The organism is Roseibium sp., assembly GCF_051016195.1.
Classification (GTDB): domain Bacteria; phylum Pseudomonadota; class Alphaproteobacteria; order Rhizobiales; family Stappiaceae; genus Roseibium.
Window position 1 is genome coordinate 1,086,142 of record NZ_CP134616.1, and the last position, 16,394, is coordinate 1,102,535.

At 59.8% G+C, this 16,394-nt stretch carries 15 protein-coding genes; 5 read left to right on the top strand and 10 right to left on the bottom strand.

The genetic code is table 11. The features are described from left to right. The first annotated feature begins 5 nt into the window (after positions 1-5). From RDA78_RS04945 to RDA78_RS04965, 5 genes are all read left to right on the top strand, one after another. A complete protein-coding gene (locus RDA78_RS04945) occupies positions 6-479 on the top strand; it encodes a cupin domain-containing protein (RefSeq protein WP_434054245.1) in 474 nt (157 codons plus the stop codon). Between the two features lie 192 nt (positions 480-671). After that, on the top strand, positions 672-944 hold the full coding sequence (locus RDA78_RS04950) for a hypothetical protein (protein WP_434054246.1): 273 nt from the start codon (positions 672-674) through the stop codon (positions 942-944). Between the two features lie 249 nt (positions 945-1,193). Further along, the gene (locus RDA78_RS04955) at positions 1,194-2,543 is read left to right on the top strand and encodes an NAD(P)-dependent oxidoreductase (protein WP_434054247.1); all 1,350 of its coding nucleotides are present in this window, start codon (positions 1,194-1,196) and stop codon (positions 2,541-2,543) included. A 37-nt stretch (positions 2,544-2,580) separates the two neighbouring features. Then, entirely contained in the window at positions 2,581-3,894 is a 1,314-nt protein-coding gene (preA, locus tag RDA78_RS04960; protein ID WP_434054248.1) for an NAD-dependent dihydropyrimidine dehydrogenase subunit PreA, read from the top strand. A gap of 125 nt (positions 3,895-4,019) precedes the next feature. Continuing rightward, complete coding sequence (locus tag RDA78_RS04965; RefSeq protein ID WP_434054249.1) at positions 4,020-5,531, top strand: BCCT family transporter; 1,512 nt, start codon at positions 4,020-4,022, stop codon at positions 5,529-5,531. A gap of 101 nt (positions 5,532-5,632) precedes the next feature. On the opposite strand, the gene RDA78_RS04970 is transcribed toward RDA78_RS04965, so the two are convergent. From RDA78_RS04970 to RDA78_RS05015, 10 genes are all read right to left on the bottom strand, one after another. Further along, positions 5,633-6,112 carry a DUF2269 family protein gene (locus RDA78_RS04970; RefSeq protein ID WP_434054250.1) on the bottom strand — a complete coding sequence of 160 codons (480 nt, stop codon included), beginning with the start codon at positions 6,110-6,112 and terminating at the stop codon, positions 5,633-5,635. Then, a complete protein-coding gene (locus RDA78_RS04975) occupies positions 6,112-7,410 on the bottom strand; it encodes an SDR family oxidoreductase (protein WP_434054251.1) in 1,299 nt (432 codons plus the stop codon). Before RDA78_RS04975 ends, RDA78_RS04970 begins: the two co-directional genes overlap by 1 nt. 114 nt (positions 7,411-7,524) lie before the next feature. Next, complete coding sequence (locus tag RDA78_RS04980) at positions 7,525-8,514, bottom strand: ABC transporter substrate-binding protein (RefSeq protein WP_434054252.1); 990 nt, start codon at positions 8,512-8,514, stop codon at positions 7,525-7,527. Positions 8,515-8,831: 317 nt separating this feature from the next. Continuing rightward, positions 8,832-10,679: a V-type ATP synthase subunit A gene (locus tag RDA78_RS04985; protein WP_434054253.1), complete on the bottom strand. Its 1,848-nt coding sequence runs from the start codon at positions 10,677-10,679 to the stop codon at positions 8,832-8,834. Next, the gene (locus tag RDA78_RS04990; protein WP_434054254.1) at positions 10,676-11,422 is read right to left on the bottom strand and encodes a hypothetical protein; all 747 of its coding nucleotides are present in this window, start codon (positions 11,420-11,422) and stop codon (positions 10,676-10,678) included. The genes RDA78_RS04985 and RDA78_RS04990 overlap by 4 nt, the downstream gene beginning before the upstream one ends. 2 nt (positions 11,423-11,424) lie before the next feature. Further along, positions 11,425-12,126 carry a hypothetical protein gene (locus tag RDA78_RS04995; RefSeq protein WP_434054255.1) on the bottom strand — a complete coding sequence of 234 codons (702 nt, stop codon included), beginning with the start codon at positions 12,124-12,126 and terminating at the stop codon, positions 11,425-11,427. A gap of 9 nt (positions 12,127-12,135) precedes the next feature. Further along, positions 12,136-12,585, bottom strand: coding sequence for an ATP synthase subunit C (locus RDA78_RS05000; RefSeq protein ID WP_306142732.1), 450 nt, complete (start codon positions 12,583-12,585; stop codon positions 12,136-12,138). Further along, positions 12,582-14,375 carry a V-type ATP synthase subunit I gene (locus RDA78_RS05005; RefSeq protein ID WP_434054256.1) on the bottom strand — a complete coding sequence of 598 codons (1,794 nt, stop codon included), beginning with the start codon at positions 14,373-14,375 and terminating at the stop codon, positions 12,582-12,584. Before RDA78_RS05005 ends, RDA78_RS05000 begins: the two co-directional genes overlap by 4 nt. Further along, on the bottom strand, positions 14,372-14,995 hold the full coding sequence (locus RDA78_RS05010) for a V-type ATP synthase subunit D (protein ID WP_434054257.1): 624 nt from the start codon (positions 14,993-14,995) through the stop codon (positions 14,372-14,374). Before RDA78_RS05010 ends, RDA78_RS05005 begins: the two co-directional genes overlap by 4 nt. After that, on the bottom strand, positions 14,995-16,365 hold the full coding sequence (locus RDA78_RS05015; RefSeq protein WP_434054258.1) for a V-type ATP synthase subunit B: 1,371 nt from the start codon (positions 16,363-16,365) through the stop codon (positions 14,995-14,997). The genes RDA78_RS05010 and RDA78_RS05015 overlap by 1 nt, the downstream gene beginning before the upstream one ends. Between the last annotated feature and the right edge of the window lie 29 nt (positions 16,366-16,394).

A 16,394-nucleotide genomic window follows, 5' to 3' on the forward strand; every position in this document is an offset into this window, starting at 1 on the left:
CACTGATGGACTTCAGTTTTCTCCATTCCAGATTTGACGATCTCGGTGCTCGACAGCCCGTTCTGTCCATCCCTGAGATCGGACTGAAACTCACGGTTCGCATGGAGCCAGGTCAGAGCAACGGTGCGATGAGCATCATCGAAACCGAAAACGCCCCGGGATACGGCCCCCCGCTTCACCGTCATCCTGAAACGGAAATCTTCCGCGTGCTTGAGGGCCGGTATCTCTATGAAATAGACGGAAAACGGTTTTACGCCGAGGCAGGGGATTTCGTGACAATCCCGGGCGGCAGCGCCCACGCTTTCCGCAATGACAGCGGCGAACCGGCCCGGCAGTTCATCGTCATCTGTCCGGCGCTTGATGCAACAGGCTTTTTCAAAGGTCTTGGCGAAGTGATGAAAGACGGGCATCCGGACACTGATGCGCTCAATGCCTTCAGCCGATACTGGCAAGTCGAGTTTCTCGGCCCGCCGCTGTAATAAACCGGCCTTTCCTGTGAACAAACCAGAATCAGTTGCGTGAACAAACGTCCGCGCAACGCGCGCGTCCCGATCCGCGTTATTGTCAGCGGGTGCAAAGTGGTGGGCGGATCATCGCAGTCCGGTCGGTGGGCCGGTCGGTGGGCAAGAACCCGGATCGCGATCCTGTCTCAGCCGAAAGTGGGTAGCAAAATGATCATCGGTTTTATGGCCGGTGCCATTCTCTATGGCGCGGTAACACTCCTGTTTCTGATCCTTTCGACATCGGATTTGCTGGACGATTTCCAGGATACGCATATCCGCCTCGCCAAGGTGTTCTTCGTGTCCGTGTTCTGGCCTTTGAGCCTGCTGGTCATCACCGTCCGTGTTCTGCCTTCCCGTCTTGCCGCGGCGTCGCAAATGGTTTCGAACCGGCGCAACATCAATGCGTCGCAACCGCTGCGGCACCCGATCTCGTCGGCGTGAGCCGGAATTTGTGATTTCGGCTCTGATTTTCCTACTCAATCCGGCGCAGTGCCATATATTTGTGCAGGCTGATTTTTTGGCCTAACTTCCTGCGACTAAAGCGCTTTATTTCTGACTTTTTCCTTCAAGTTTTTAATTGTTCTAAAAAAAATTTGACTAACTGTTCAAATTTTTGCCCAATACCCCTAGAGCTTCCTCAAAAGAAGGAGGCCAAACCGATATGTGATCGCCAACCTTCCGGAGATCGAAATGACCCAGACCAAAGCCGGCCCGGATATTGCCGCCGGACGCCTGCACCAGGATGCATATGCGGAGAATTTCAGCGACCTTCATCCGCTGCTTGAACCGCACGAAGCGCAGGTCGAAGCCGACCGCTGCTATTTCTGCTACGACGCGCCCTGCATGCAGGCGTGCCCGACAAGCATCGACATCCCCCAGTTCATCCGCCAGATATCGACCGGAAACCCGGACGGTTCGGCCAAGACGATCTTCGAGCAGAATATCCTCGGCGGCATGTGTGCCCGTGTCTGTCCGACGGAGACCCTCTGCGAGCAGGTTTGCGTGCGCGAGGTTGCGGAAGGCAAGCCGGTGAAGATCGGACAGCTTCAGCGTTATGCGACGGATCACTACATGTCCGGACACGACGAGACGCCGTTCACGCGCGCCGCTTCGACAGGCAAGAAGGTTGCCGTCGTGGGCGCAGGCCCGGCAGGTCTGTCCTGCGCACACAGGCTGGCCGTCCATGGCCACGATGTCACGCTCTTCGATGCCCGCGACAAGGCCGGAGGGCTGAACGAGTATGGAATCGCGTCCTACAAGTCGGTTGACAATTTCGCCGCGCGAGAAGTCGACTTCATTCTCACGATCGGTGGCATCGAGCTGAAAACCGGCATGCGTCTCGGCGACAATCTCGAACTTGCCGAACTGCGGGCAACCCATGACGCCGTTTTCCTGGCAATCGGTCTCGGCGGCGTCAATGCGCTCGGCAAGGAGAACGAGGACCATGGCGGCGTTCTGAACGCGGTCGACTACATCTCCGACATCCGACAGGCGGAAGAACTCGGCAAGCTTCCGGTCGGGCGGCACATCGTGGTGATCGGCGGGGGTATGACAGCGGTCGATATTGCGGTTCAAAAGAAACTTCTGGGCGCAGAGGACGTGACGATCGTTTACCGGCGCGGCCAGGACCGCATGAACGCGTCGAAATTCGAGCAGGACCTTGCACAGACATCGGGCGTCAAGATCCTCACCAACGCCCAGCCACACGCGCTTTCGACCGAAAACGGACATATCAATTCGATCGAGCTTGAGCGCACGAAACCCGGCGAAGACGGATCGCTTCAGGGAACGGGAGAGATCGTGTCGCTTCGCGCCGACATGGTGTTCAAGGCTGTTGGGCAGATGCTTGTCCATGACGACCTCGACGCCTCGCTTTCGCTTGAAAAGGGCCGGATCGTTGTCGGTGCGGACCGCAAGACAAGCCTTGGCGACGTCTGGGCCGGCGGTGACTGCGTGCTCGGTGGTGAAGACCTCACGGTTACCGCCGTCGAAGACGGAAAAATCGCCGCGGAAAGCATCAACGCCGCCTTGAGCGCGTAAGCAACGCGCCGCGTTTCGGATTTAGGGGAGAGGCAAAATGGCTGACCTTCGTACAGATTTCATCGGAATCAAATCGCCCAACCCGTTCTGGCTGGCCTCTGCGCCGCCGACGGACAAGGAATACAATGTTGTCCGCGCCTTCAAGGCCGGCTGGGGTGGCGTTGTCTGGAAGACGCTCGGGGAAGACCCGGCAGTGGTCAATGTCAATGGCCCGCGTTACGGGGCCATTCACGGCAAGGACCGACAATTGATCGGCCTCAACAATATCGAACTGATCACGGACCGCCCCCTGGAGGTCAACCTTCAGGAAATCAAGCGGGTCAAGCGCGACTGGCCGGACCGGGCTCTCGTGGTTTCGCTGATGGTCCCCTGCGAGGAGCAGAACTGGATCGACATCCTCAGGCGCGTCGAAGAGACGGAAGCCGACGGAGTGGAGCTCAATTTCGGCTGCCCGCACGGAATGAGCGAACGCGGCATGGGCTCCGCCGTCGGCCAGGTGCCGGAATATATCGAGATGGTGACGCGCTGGGTCAAAAAGCACTCGCGCATGCCCTGCATCGTGAAGCTGACACCGAATGTCACCGATGTGCGCAAACCGGCGCGCGCCGCCAAGGAAGGCGGAGCGGACGCGGTCTCGCTGATCAACACCATCAACTCGATCATGGGTGTCGATCTCGACGAAATGGCGCCGTCGCCGTCGGTCGACGGCAAGGGCGCGCATGGCGGCTACTGCGGCCCGGCGGTCAAGCCGATCGCGCTCAACATGGTTGCCGAGATTGCGCGCGATCCCGAAACACACGGTCTTCCGATTTCCGGCATCGGAGGCGTGACCGAGTGGAAGGACGCGGCCGAGTTCATGGCGCTCGGCGCCGGGTCCGTTCAGGTCTGCACGGCGGCCATGACCTACGGCTTCAAGGTCGTGGAAGACATGATCGAAGGCCTCAGCGACTGGATGGACCGGAAGGGGTATACTTCCGTCGACCAGTTCGTCGGCAGCGCGGTTCCCAACGTTTCGGACTGGCAGTATCTCAACCTGAACTACATCGCCAAGGCCAAGATCGATCAGGATCTCTGCATCCAGTGCGGCCGTTGCCATATTGCCTGCGAGGACACCTCGCACCAGGCGATCACAAGCATGGTCAACGGCGAGCGCCGCTTCGAAGTGATCGACGAGGAATGCGTCGGCTGCAACCTGTGTGTCAATGTCTGTCCGGTGGAGAACTGCATCACCATGGAACCGATGGCCGCAGGCAGCATTGACCCGCGCACCAAGAAGCCGGTCGAGAAGGACTACGCCAACTGGACCACGCACCCGAACAACCCGATGGCCGTGAAAGACGCGGCTGAATAAGGCCGTCAAGCTCTCATTAAGCGCAGGCGAACCACATGTTCGTCTGCGCTTTGTCGTTTGTAGCAAGATTGCAGTCTGCTCACTTGCCCATTAGCCTAGTTGCAATGTAGTCAGGATGAGCCTTCATGAACGATTCCCGTGTTCTCCTCGCAGCCTCGATCGTTCTTTGCGCCGTCATCGGTATCTGGGGCGTGGCCGACCCTGCCAGCCTGCAGGCGATTGCCAAGGACATCGTCGATCAGTATTTCATCAGCCGCGGCTGGTTCGTGATGCTGTCGGTCACGATCATGCTGCTGTTCTGCCTCGGCCTGACCGTTACCAAATTCGGCGACATCCGTCTTGGCGCGGATGAGGACAGGCCCGAATACTCGACGCCAACATGGATCGCGATGCTGTTCGCCGCCGGCATGGGCGTCGGGCTGTTGTTCTGGGCCGTCGCCGAACCGCTCACGCACTATTACCTCGCCAGCCAGACGATCCCAGCTCCGATCGCGGCGGAACAGGCACTGCTGGCCTCGAATTTCAACTGGGGCATTCATGCCTGGGCGATCTACGGCACGACCGCACTGACGATTGCCTATTTCAGCTTCCGGCGCGGGACGCCGATGCTGGTCAGCGCCCCGGTCAAGAACCTGTTCCCGGGAGAAACATGGGCAAATGCCGTTGGCTGGTTTTCCGATTTCATGGCAATTGCGGCGATTGCCATAGGCGTCGGCGGATCGGTCGCCATGGGGGTGTTTCAGGTCGCCGACGGGGTCACCGTTCTTTTCGGCGGCGGGGCGACACCCGCCTATCTGGTCTGGGGTGTCTTTGTCGTCATGATCGCGGCCTATATTCCGCCGCTTCTGGTCGATCTCGGCAGCGGAATGGCCAAGCTTTCCAATATCGCGATGGGCCTTGCGATCGCGCTGGTCGCCTACACGATCATTCTGGGGCCATCCGAATTCCTGCTCAATTCCGTTGTCAGCGGGATCGGAATGTATGTCGCGGAGGTGATCCCGCGCGGCCTGCAGACCTTCACCTTCTTCGGCGACGAGACCACCCAGTGGTTCCGGGACTGGACGCTGACCTACATGGTCTGGTGGATTGCCTGGGGACCGTTCGTCGGTGTCTTCGTCGCCCGCATTTCCAAGGGCCGTACAATCCGCGAATTTGTGCTCGGGGTTCTGATCGGCCCGACCCTGTTTTCAACGATATGGTTCGGTGCTTTCGGCGGGGTCGGCCTTTATGAAACGCTGAACGGCCAGGGTGAACTGCTTGCCCTGACGCAGACCAACGTCGAACGCATGACATTCGCGCTGCTCGACCGGCTGCCGTTTGCGACAATCACGACTGTTGCAACGATCGCCGCCGCGTTTCTTTTCATTGTCACGAGCGTGGTGAGCGCCGCCTTCGTGCTTGGCATGTTTTCAACCGGCGGGAATCCCGATCCGAGCGCCAAGGTCCGGGTTATCTGGGGCGGACTTCTCGGGATACTGGGCGCCGCCATGATCCTTTCCGGATCGATGAACGCGGTCAAAACCCTGATCGCCCTCGGCGCGTTGCCGTTCGTGTTCATTACGGTGCTTTTGATGGTATGTCTGACGAAGGCACTCCTGCAGGACAGCAAGAAGGAGACCGAACATGCTGATCGGTGATCCGGTTGATACGTTTTTGAACCTTGGTACCTTTGCCTTTATCGGCGCCATGGTGTGGATCCTCATGCGCCGGCCGTCCGACTGACCTGATCCAGGGCTCTTCAGAGCCAGCCAGACAGATCAGGGCGCGTCAGCATCAGCCAGACGATGGCAAGCACCGAAACAAAGGCGGGAAAGCCGAAGGCGAACCAGATCCGGTAAAGCCTGTGATACGCCTCGGGAAGTGCTTCTGCGTTTCGAGCCGCAACCACGGCCAGGTTGCGCATCCTGAGCTGAATCAGGACCACTGGCAGCCAGAAAACTCCGACCACGACATAAAGGCACAGCGACAGGATCACCCAGCCTTCGGTGAGCGGCCAGCCAACCTCGCGCGTCAATAGGTAACCGGTAACGGGCTGCAGGACCGCAGCCGTTGCCGTGAACACCGTGTCGGCCAGCACGACGATACCTGCGACATGCGCAATCAGGGCCGGATTGCCGGACCGGTTCGACATCACCATGAAAAAGGCGATGCCCGCGCCGGTTCCCAGAAGAACGCAGGCCCCGATCACATGTGCGAAGCGGAGCAATTCGTACCACATCAGCGCTCCTCCAAGACGAGAGAGACCACAAGCGCCAGCATGACGGCCGGCAGCACCTTGACGAAGACCCCGAGCGGGTCGAGCCAGAGATGCGGTGTCAGCAGTGTCCCTGCCCCCAGATAACCAAAGGAAACCGCGATCATCCCCAGGCACGCGGCCCTCGTCCAGCGCCGGAAGAGCACACCGATGCCGAGGATCAGATCGATGATTGATCCGCCGATGACCGCCGTTGCCGCAAGTGCGGAGGAAACTCCCTGATCCGTCAGAACGGCTTTTGCAGCCCCCAGTGAGACGAGCCCGAATGCGCCCGACAGGATCCAGAACAGCGACAGGCATCCGATCGCAAGCGGAAGCACCAGGTAAAGCCGCGCGAAGCTGCGTTCCTGTGCCGTGGACGGCAGACTTTCCAGCGTTTCGCCGAGGGATTTGAGAGGGTGGCCGCCCAGGTTCTTCCAGGCCTCGGGATCTCCGGTGATGCCGTCCTTCAATGAGAGGAGCGCGTTCGTCATGAGAGGAGAGCGCCAGCCGAGCCATCCAAGAGCGTCCGCAACCTTGCCGGCAATGCCAACCGCCCACTCGGGCAATGTCAGCCGACGCTTCCAGCCCGGATAACCGAGCCAGTTTCGGAAGGTCCGCGTCAGCTCGGCGAAGGTCTGCTCCCCGTCTTCGGTAAGGTCGGCGACAAATCGGCTTCCGAGCCTGCCCTCCGCAGCCTCAGCGACGGCCGCTGCCAGATCATCAACTCCAACGGTTCTGATCACCGCCTGCGGCGCGATCATGGCCTGTATGAGCGGAAAGGCGGCCGCCGCCCGCAGCAAGGCAGTGCCGCCATAAGCCTGGGCGCCGACAACCAGAACCGGGCGCAGAACAATCCAGTCAAGGCCGGACGCCATCAGGATCGCATCACCCCGCGCCTTGCTTCGGAAAAAGTCTGTGGGAGCCTCTTCGGACACACCTGCGGCCGATATCTGAACGACCCTTGTGTCGCTGCCCGCCAGGGCCTCACAAATGTTCCGGATCGCCGTTTCGTGGATGGCCGTCAGATTGTCACGCGCGCCGTCCTGCAAGGCGCCCGATGCGTTAACGACGACTTCCGCATCCTCAAGGAGGTTTTTCCAGTCGCTCGCCGAAACGTCCGTGATGTCCCTGAATACCCAGTCGATGCCGGGCAAAACCCTTGCCGCCGCTGTTTTCGATCTGCCAACGCCGGTAACGGCAAAGCCACGGCGTTGCAAAGCCTTCACACAAGCCGTTCCTATGAAACCGTAGGCACCGAGTACAACAGCGGATTTCTTCATCGGCATTGCCCCCACGGCGGTGTGTGCATGTTCATTCGGCTGCGCGGATGATCCTGTATAAAGCAAAAAGGCCGCCAGGGCAGGCGGCCTTTTCGTCACGTATCTGAGACAGGTTCAGAGCTTGTCCGTCACCGCCGTGGAGGTCGCACCTTCCGGCTCCTTGGTGATAACCGGATCGGAACCACCGGCAAGCAGCGACTTCACCGTGCGGTCATAAGCGCCCGTGTCCAGTTTGCCGTCGGAGCCATCGACCAGCTTGATGATTTCACCAACCATGCGGATCTGGTGTTTTTCGGTCTGAGCGCCCGTGGCGTCGTTTTCAAGGACGATTTCAGCAGCCTCTTCCGGGTTTTCAGCCGCGTAAGCCCACCCCTTCATGGAAGCGCGCACGAAGCGGGCTAGCTTGTCGACCATTTCCGGATCTTCAAGGCTGTCTTCCAGAACATAAAGACCGTCTTCCAGTGTCGCGACACCCTGATCTTCATATTTGAAGACAACGAGTTCTTCTTCCGGAATGCCCGCGTCGATCACCTGCCAATACTCGTTATAGGTCATGGTGGAAATGCAGTCGGCCTGCTTCTGAAGGATCGGGTCAACGTTGAAGCCCTGCTTCAGAACCGTCACGCCGCCATCGCTGCCGTCTGTCGGAATGCCGAGCTGGCTCATCCAGGACAGGAAGGGATACTCATTGCCGAAGAACCAGACGCCGAGCGTCTTGCCCTTGAAGTCTTCCGGCGACGCAATGCCCGTGTCCTTGCGGCAGGTCAGCATCATCCCCGACTTCTTGAACGGCTGTGCGATGTTGACGAGCGGCACGCCCTTCTCGCGCGAGGCCAAGGCAGACGGCATCCAGTCGATGATCACGTCAGCACCACCACCGGCGATCACCTGCGGCGGCGCGATGTCCGGACCGCCTGGCTTGATGGTTACATCAAGTCCTTCCTCGTCATAAAATCCCTTGTCTTTTGCAACGTAGTAACCTGCAAACTGGCCTTGAGTGACCCACTTGAGCTGCAAAGTCAGCTCGTCCGCTGCCTGGGCTGCACCCGAAATCAGGCCTGCTCCCAACGCAGATACAAGCGCAAGACTTTTCAACGTCTTCATTGCCATTCCCCTACTGGTTATGGATCCTGCTCATCTGACCGGATCCTTCTCTGTTTATGTGCACCACTGCAAACCGCCTGGACCAACGGGTCCCAACCGTTATCCCGGGCCGCAGCAAACTGGCCAAGACCGACCGTAGGGGCATTTTGCCTTCTCGACAATCGATCTGACCAAATGGTCAAGAAAATTTAGAAAGCAGCCGCACCACTGGTCAAGGTTATTTTTTGTTCAAGCCCCATTTCCGTGCAATTTTACACGCAAGAGATCGTGCTGCCGGGACTTGCCCGCAGGGCAGAGGGCAAAAGCTGGTTTATAAATCAGTCAGATGACGCTGCGTCCAGAACACCCGGAGCCTCGTGCAACAAGGCTTCGATGCGCGCGCGCAGCTCCTCGCGCTCGTTGCTGCCATCCGCGGAATAATTGAGGTTCTTGAACAGGGACGTCTGTTCGGTGAAGAACTTTCGCACGGCGTCCTTGTCCTCGAATGCAAAATCCGAGGTCGCAATCCTGTAGACCAGATTGAAGGTTTCCTGCTGGCGCGTCAGAGGCGCAGACACGTCGACGTCGTCAAATGCGTCCTGCTGAAGATAGACCATATCGAGAAACAGCGCCTTCTGCTGCAGGACAAAATCCTCCGTTGAAACACCCTCTTCGCCGGTGACCTGCATCATGCGGGTGATCTCGTCGCCCCTGCGCAGAAGCTCGATCATTTCCTCGACCCTCGGCACCCAGTCGGGCCCGATGTTGTCCGCGTACCAGTCTCCAAGCTGTGCATGGTAGCGCGACCAGGACAGGAGCGGATCGACCGCCGGGTAAAAACGCTTGTAAGCGCGCTCCGACGAGAGCCCGAGGAAGGTCTTGACGGTGCCGAGAGTCGACTGGGTCACCGGCTCCTCAAAGTTACCGCCTGCGGGCGAAACGGTTCCGATCATGGTGAGGCTGCCGGTATCGCCGGTGGCCGTCTTCAGGACGCCGGCCCGTTCGTAGATGCCCTTGATCGAGGAATCGAGATAGGCGGGAAAAGCCTCTTCGCCCGGAATCTCCTCCAGGCGTCCTGAGGTTTCACGCATCGCCTGGGCCCAGCGCGACGTGCTGTCCGCGATCAGCAGGACGTCATATCCCATCTGGCGGTAGTATTCGCCGAGGGTGATACCGGTATAGATCGACGCCTCGCGCGCCGCCACCGGCATGGACGAGGTGTTGCAGATGATAACGGTCCGATCCATCAGCGTGCCGTCGCCCGACGGATCCGGCTGATGCGGGAATTCGGTAATGGTTTCGACCACCTCGCCCGCACGCTCGCCGCATGCGACGACAATCACGATATTGACCGCAGAGAACCGCGAAATCAGCGACTGCAGAACCGTCTTTCCCGCACCGAAGGGACCGGGGATGCAGCCCATCCCGCCGCGCGCTATCGGAAAGAACGTGTCGATCAGACGCAGCGTGGTGATCAGCGGTTCGCTCGGATAAAGACGTTCGCTCTGCCCGGCCTTGACGAGGCCTTCAGGGATGGCGCGCCGCACCGGCCAGTGCTGAACCATGGTCAGGTCCCGGGTCTCGCCGCGATCGTTTTTCAGCGTGACGACGATCTCGCTGATCGTGAAGGTGCCCTCGCGAATACGTTCGACGGACCAGTTGCCACGCAGGGAAAACGGAACCATGACCTTGTGTTCAAAGCGGCCTTCAGGGACGGTGCCCAGCGTGCCGCCCGCCTTGACCGCATCGCCGGCCTTCACCTTCGGTTCGAATGCCCATTTCCTGTTCTCGTCGAGCACGTTGGTCAAAACGCCCCGCGGCAGGAAAAACCCGTGTTCGGCGGCAATGTCGGCCAGCGGGTTCTGCAGGCCGTCAAAAACAGTGCTGAGCAAGCCCGGACCCAACGCGACCGACAGCATTTCACCACTCTGGATGACCTTGTCGCCGACCCTTACGCCCGAAGTGCTTTCAAAGACCTGTGCCTCCGCCGACTTGCCGCGCACACGCAGCACCTCGGCCTTGAGGTATTCCCTCGGTTTACCGTCACGCTCCGGACCATGCGGGATGATGTAAACCACTTCGTTCTTGATCAGTGGAGCGTCTTCGAGCGGGGCAAGCGTTACCAGATCATCCTGAACGGCAATGATCTGGGCAGTCGGTTCCGGAAGCTGGACATGGCTGGTCATGAAGAGGCTCCCTCCAAGGATGGCGTCTTGTCTGAAAGAAAATCATTTGCCGCCGCAGCCGGTTCAGGTGGTTCAGTCCCGCTGAGCGCCGCGGATACAAGCGCTTGCAGCCGGGCCTTTGCATCCTCTTCGCCGTATCCGGACCAGCGTTCCACGATCACCCACCGCAGCACATAGATGGCAACGGCTTCGAAATCGAACTCGTGCAACGCGCCATAGTGATCGAGCTGCCGGAACACTTCAGTCAGGGTCAGGCGCTCAAGGGCAATGTGATCACCGGTGCGCATCAGCCGGTGCGCCTCCGCGATCCAGGGCATGAAGTGGCCCAGGCCGAATGACGGGTCGCTCCAGTTGGCCTTGATCCGGCCGCACCAGCGGCCATATCCCCACACCGCTATGTCACCTGAGGTTTCCTGGCCCGCGTGCCGCCGGCGCAACGCTGCAATCAGTGTACGGGTTTCCATGCGCGTGCCGACAAGGTGCTGAAGATCCGGGTAATCGCTGAGATCGTTCATGACCTGTTTCGCCCGCGCGATGACCTCAAGGTCCCGGTCGTATTTCGCAACTCCTGCCCACGCGGTGATCTCAACCAGTTCCTTCAGCAGGCGCTCATGCGCGTCTTCGAGCATCGACAGGCGCTGCTTTAACCGGAACTGTGAAATCGGCACTTCCTTCCGCGTGAAAAGTTCGCCGAGATGCGGCAGGCTGGTGACGAGCGAAATGTACTGGTGCGGGTGGGACATGGCTACCTGAGCACCCCTTCCATGACCGCACGCAGTCGCGGCTGCAGATGCCGCTTCAACAAGGTGGCGATTGCTTCTTCGGTGAGATCGATCGAAACATTCCGGTCTGTCAGCTTCACCTTGATCCCGTCAAAGCCCGGCGCCGTGGAGAAGGTGACGCCGTCGCGCAAGGTTTCTCCGGCCAGGGCAATCACAAAATGGGTCAGGGTTCCAGGTTCGACCGCTTCCGGCGACTGTTTCAGTTCCTCGAAGGTTACGACCTTCTCGGGAAGCACGATTTCCATGGGCTCGGAATCAACGACCGACGCGTTGTCCTTGGCATTGCCCGCCATCGCCAGGATGAGTTTTTCCAGGAACTGTTCGTCGCCGAGCGTGGTACCGACGAGGCGTCCGGCTTCCTGCTGGATCCTGTCGCCGAGTTCATTCCTGAGGCTCAGGACCAGATCGCGGGCCGCGACCTTGAGACCGTCCTCGGTCGCCGCCTTTTCCTTCGCCGCCTCGGCCCTGGCCTCCGCAAGCATGGCTTCGGCCCGTTTCTGTGCGTCCGAGACGATTTCGTCCGCCTTGGCCCTGGCCTTGGACAGGATCTCGTCGCCCTCCGACTGTCCGGCGGAGACGCCTTCGGACTTCAGACGGTCGATCAGGGCCTGGACGCCGGCCCCGGCTGCGTTTTCAAGATCTGCCGATCCGTTTTCCTTGGACATGACAGCCTCCTAACTCGGGATCGAACCGGCCAGAACCAGTGCAAACACCAGCGCGAAAACCGAGAAGCCTTCCAGCACCGCCGCCGGCGCCAGTGATATTCCGAAAATCTCCGGCTTCGCCTTGGACGCGTGGATCGCGGAGGCGAGCACTTCGCCCTGGCGGATACCGGTGATCATCATGGTGAACCCCGACAGGACGCCGATCCCGAAGAGAGCCGCCCCGTTCGCCGCGTCGACACTCGACTGTTGCAACGAGAACATGATGACAATGCCGTAGATCACCTGCGACGACGGCATGAGCGATACGCCAATGAACCGGCCATACCCGCCGTCACTGTCCAGCATGGCGCCAATGGCAGCGCTGCCGCCGAGCGCACACCCCCAGGCGCTTCCGATCGCGCCGAGCGCCACCGGCGCATAAAGTCCAAACCAACCGAGAGCCACAACGAATTCGTTCACAGGCGTGTCTCCTCTTTCTTGAAAGACCGGAAGGGCTTGCCCTCGTCTTTCAGACCCCAATTGAAAAACTCAATGACATTCAGGCGCAGTCCGTGAACACAGCCGGCGATCAGGCCGAGCCCGATATTGATGGCGTGGCCGATGGCCAGAACCAGTATCGCGATCAGAATACCGATCCCGGGCACGGCCTCGTTCAACTGTCCGGACAGCGAGTTGATGGTCTCCGCAAGCGACGCGGCCGCCAGGCCCAGCGCAAACAGCCGCATGTAGCTGAGCACGTCGGAAAAGATGTTCACGATGCGGGCGAGTGCCGCAAGGCCATCAAAGAGCCGCAGGCCGCCGGACTTGACCGAGTTCACCTTGCGGTCACTGCCGAAGAAACCGACCATGAGCAGTCCCGCGACAACGGCCACCGGACCCAACGTGGCCAGGACCGTCTCCTGGCCCAGGAATGTTGCGAGCCCTCCGAGCGCGACCAGAGACCAGCCCACAGGCTGGAAGCGGCCGCTTGGCGTCGTTTCGTGCACGGCGCGCAAGAGATTGGCAAGGACGATATGAACCACGCCGATCGTCAGCGTGATTTTCATCATCGTGTCGACATCCTTCAGGTTCATGACCTTGAGATGCCCGAGAAAGGTGCCGGGAGGCGGGGAGATCCCGAAATAGCTGCCCGTTGCGATCCCGAAGGCCGTGGTGGAGATCATCAGCCAGACGGACATGCGGAACATGCGCTGTCCGAGAGGAGATCCGGTGAACCGCCGGCGGAACAGGAACAGCAGGAGCAACAGCAGCAACCCGTAGCCGGCATCGGTCATGATCATGCCGAAGAAAAGAATGAAGGACACGTAGACGATGGCGGACGGATCCCAGTCCCTGTATCCGGGGGTCTGGTAGAATTCGACCAGATCTTCGCCGCCTTCCATCGGACGCGCGTTTTCCAGAAGGGTCGGAGGTTTGTCCTCATCGGACACTTGGTCAAATAGGACAGCAAGACCAAGACTGTCCGCAAGGTGCTGAATCTCGTCCTTCTGGTCCTTTCGCGCCCAGGCCTGCATCACGAACAGCCGGTCGCTGTCCGCGGTCTCCAGTGCGGCGCGGCGCCGGCGAGACTGATCCCGTGCAGCCGCAAGGTTCTGCGCCAGCAGGAAACGCCACTTCGTCAGCAGCTGGCGCTGCAGGTCCAGTTCCTCAAGTTCGACGGCGGCCTGCTCATAACGGCGTCTGAGCTGCGAGAGCGAAAGCGCGCCGACATGCACGCGCGCCACCGGCATGGCCCCGGCCGGCGGTTCTTCGGGAGACAGCAGAACCACATAGGCCCGGTACTTGTCCCGGTGGACGATTTCCATGATTTTGCCGGCAGGGTCGACCTGCTTCAGCTTGCCGGCCGGAACGACGTAGAACCACAGCCGGTTGTCGCCGATCTCAGCCAGTTCGGAGAAGCTGAATTCACCCCACGGTTCCACATCCCTGATCCGATTGCCCAGTTGTTCAAGCTGATCCCGGCATGACTTCAGCGCCTTACGGTTCGACAGCGTTTGCGAGACCACGGTATCGAGATCGAAATCGTCGGGCTCTGTCACGGGCCGGCGCTGAACGGGACATTCCACGAGCCAACGCAAGGCTTCGACGGATTCGCGGCCCAATCCGGCGGGAACCGCCTCGAGCTCCTTTTGCGCCGAGCTCAACGGGATCAGGTGCAGCTTGCCAAATGACTGGGCCGCATCCAGCACCTTTTCCTTGTCGTCCAGGATTCCGACCAGATTGACCTTGGTGAGCGGAACGATGGTCAAAGCTCAGCCATCCTTTCCTCTGCGCTGCGGGCAGCTGTCTTGCGCTTGGAAATCTTGGCGCGCACGACGGCATCGCGTTCCGCGTCGGCGAGCGCCATGCGGATCTTCTTGATGTTCCGTTCCGCCCTCGGGATCAGAACCTTCTCGAACAGGTTGACACGCCTGGAGATCACGGCCTCCGCCTCGACAAGCCTGGTGATACGCTCGCGCGCGACGTCACGTTCGATGTTCATGCGCAGAAGATCCCGCATGCCTTCGACATAGGGATCAACCCAGTGCGGACGTGCCAGAAGCGAATAGGACTTCGTCTCGACATCGATGTCTTCAAGAACCGGCAGAATGGTCCCGGAGAGGTTCTGCTCGCCGCGCACAGCGTCCTTGAGTGTCACCAGCCCTTCGAGCGGAACATGAGTGTTGGCAATCATCGGCAAGGACGCTGCCAGATCGATGAACCGCTGCTCATAGTCGCGCTCGAGCCGCGCAAGGGTCTCCTTCGCCTTGGCACGCTCTGCCATGATCTGCAGGCGCTTCAATTCCAGGGACGGCAAAAAACGCCGGTATTCGGCAAGCTGCGTGCTCTCCCGGGCAAGGGAAGACTTGTTCAGCGCGAGCCTGGCCATCAGGCGACCGCCTCGTCATCGATCCTGGCGATCCCGGACGGGCTTTTCGGGAAATACTTGTCGATCAGCCCCTGCTTCATGAGAAGCTGTTCGGGTTCAAAGCACTCGGCAAGCGTCTGCCAGCACAGGTCCAGGGCCTCTTCGAGAGGTTTGGACACCTCGATGTCCATAAACCGCTTGCGAAAGAGCGCACCGAACTTGAGCAACTGGTGATCGTAGTCAGACAGTTCGAACGCCATGGACTGTTTCTGTTCGGCGTCGCGGGCACCTGAATAGAACCGGATCATCGTATTCATGATCTGGTTGTGATCTTCGCGGGTAACCTTGCCGATCACATGTTGTTTGAGGCGGGACAGCGAGCCGAAGGGATCGATCACACCGCTATGGAGATAAAACTGGCCTTCGGTTATGTAGCCGGTGTTGTCCGGAACCGGGTGCGTGACGTCGTTGCCGGGCATCGTCGTGACGGTGAGGATCGTTACAGAGCCGGACCCCTTGAAGTCACACGCTTTTTCATAACGCCGTGCAAGCTGGGAATAGAGGTCTCCAGGGTATCCGCGGTTCGCGGGGACCCGCTCCATGGCGATCGAGACTTCCTTCATGGCATCGGCAAAGGCGGTCATGTCCGTCAGGAGCACAAGCACACGCTTGCCTTCTTCAACCGCGAATTTCTCCGCGACAGCCAGTGCCATATCGGGCACCTGCAGCCGCTCAACCACGGGATCGGACGCCTGATTGATGAACATCACGGTGCGCGGGAAGACCCCGGCGTCCTCGAACTGTTTTCTGAAAAAGGCGTAGTCATCGAAAATCAGTCCAAGGCCGCCAAAGACGACGATGTCGGCATCCGCCTGAATTCCGATACGCGCCAGAAATGGATTGTAAGGCTCGCCGGACACGGAAAAAATCGGGATCTTCTGGCTTTCGACCAGGCAATTGAAGATATCGATCATCGGCACGTCCGTGCGGATCATGCGCGACGCCAGGACACGCTTCATCGGATTGGCGGACGGTCCGCCGATCGGCACGGTCGGATCGCTGGACAGGTCGGGGCCCTGATCGATCGGATGGCCGGCGCCGTCAAAGACCCGGCCAAGAATATTGTCGGAATAGGTGACTTTCGCCGGCTCGCCGAGGAACCGCACAGACGCATTGTTGGCCAGACCCTTTGTGCCGGAATTGACCTGCAGGGATACCATGTCGGATTCGATGTTGATCACCTGGGCAAGCGACGAAGCGCCTTCGCCGGTTTCAACCAGGGCAAGGTCCCCCAGGCAAGGCCGCCCTTCCGACTCGGATCTGGACGCCGAAACCTGTATCCGAATGATGTCGCCCACGATGTCGACGATGCGGGTATGAGAGACGAGCATTGCTACTCCCCGGGGATGAATCGCGTTTA

Excerpts from the sequence above, each read along its gene's own strand:
- RDA78_RS04945 (WP_434054245.1), top strand. The coding sequence starts at position 6 with ATGGACTTCAGTTTTCTCCATTCCAGATTTGACGATCTCGGTGCTCGA.
- RDA78_RS04950 (WP_434054246.1), top strand. The coding sequence starts at position 672 with ATGATCATCGGTTTTATGGCCGGTGCCATTCTCTATGGCGCGGTAACA.
- RDA78_RS04955 (WP_434054247.1), top strand. The coding sequence starts at position 1,194 with ATGACCCAGACCAAAGCCGGCCCGGATATTGCCGCCGGACGCCTGCAC.
- preA (WP_434054248.1), top strand. The coding sequence starts at position 2,581 with ATGGCTGACCTTCGTACAGATTTCATCGGAATCAAATCGCCCAACCCG.
- RDA78_RS04965 (WP_434054249.1), top strand. The coding sequence starts at position 4,020 with ATGAACGATTCCCGTGTTCTCCTCGCAGCCTCGATCGTTCTTTGCGCC.
- RDA78_RS04970 (WP_434054250.1), bottom strand. The coding sequence starts at position 6,112 with ATGTGGTACGAATTGCTCCGCTTCGCACATGTGATCGGGGCCTGCGTT.
- RDA78_RS04975 (WP_434054251.1), bottom strand. The coding sequence starts at position 7,410 with ATGAAGAAATCCGCTGTTGTACTCGGTGCCTACGGTTTCATAGGAACG.
- RDA78_RS04980 (WP_434054252.1), bottom strand. The coding sequence starts at position 8,514 with ATGAAGACGTTGAAAAGTCTTGCGCTTGTATCTGCGTTGGGAGCAGGC.
- RDA78_RS04985 (WP_434054253.1), bottom strand. The coding sequence starts at position 10,679 with ATGACCAGCCATGTCCAGCTTCCGGAACCGACTGCCCAGATCATTGCC.
- RDA78_RS04990 (WP_434054254.1), bottom strand. The coding sequence starts at position 11,422 with ATGTCCCACCCGCACCAGTACATTTCGCTCGTCACCAGCCTGCCGCAT.
- RDA78_RS04995 (WP_434054255.1), bottom strand. The coding sequence starts at position 12,126 with ATGTCCAAGGAAAACGGATCGGCAGATCTTGAAAACGCAGCCGGGGCC.
- RDA78_RS05010 (WP_434054257.1), bottom strand. The coding sequence starts at position 14,995 with ATGGCCAGGCTCGCGCTGAACAAGTCTTCCCTTGCCCGGGAGAGCACG.
- RDA78_RS05015 (WP_434054258.1), bottom strand. The coding sequence starts at position 16,365 with ATGCTCGTCTCTCATACCCGCATCGTCGACATCGTGGGCGACATCATT.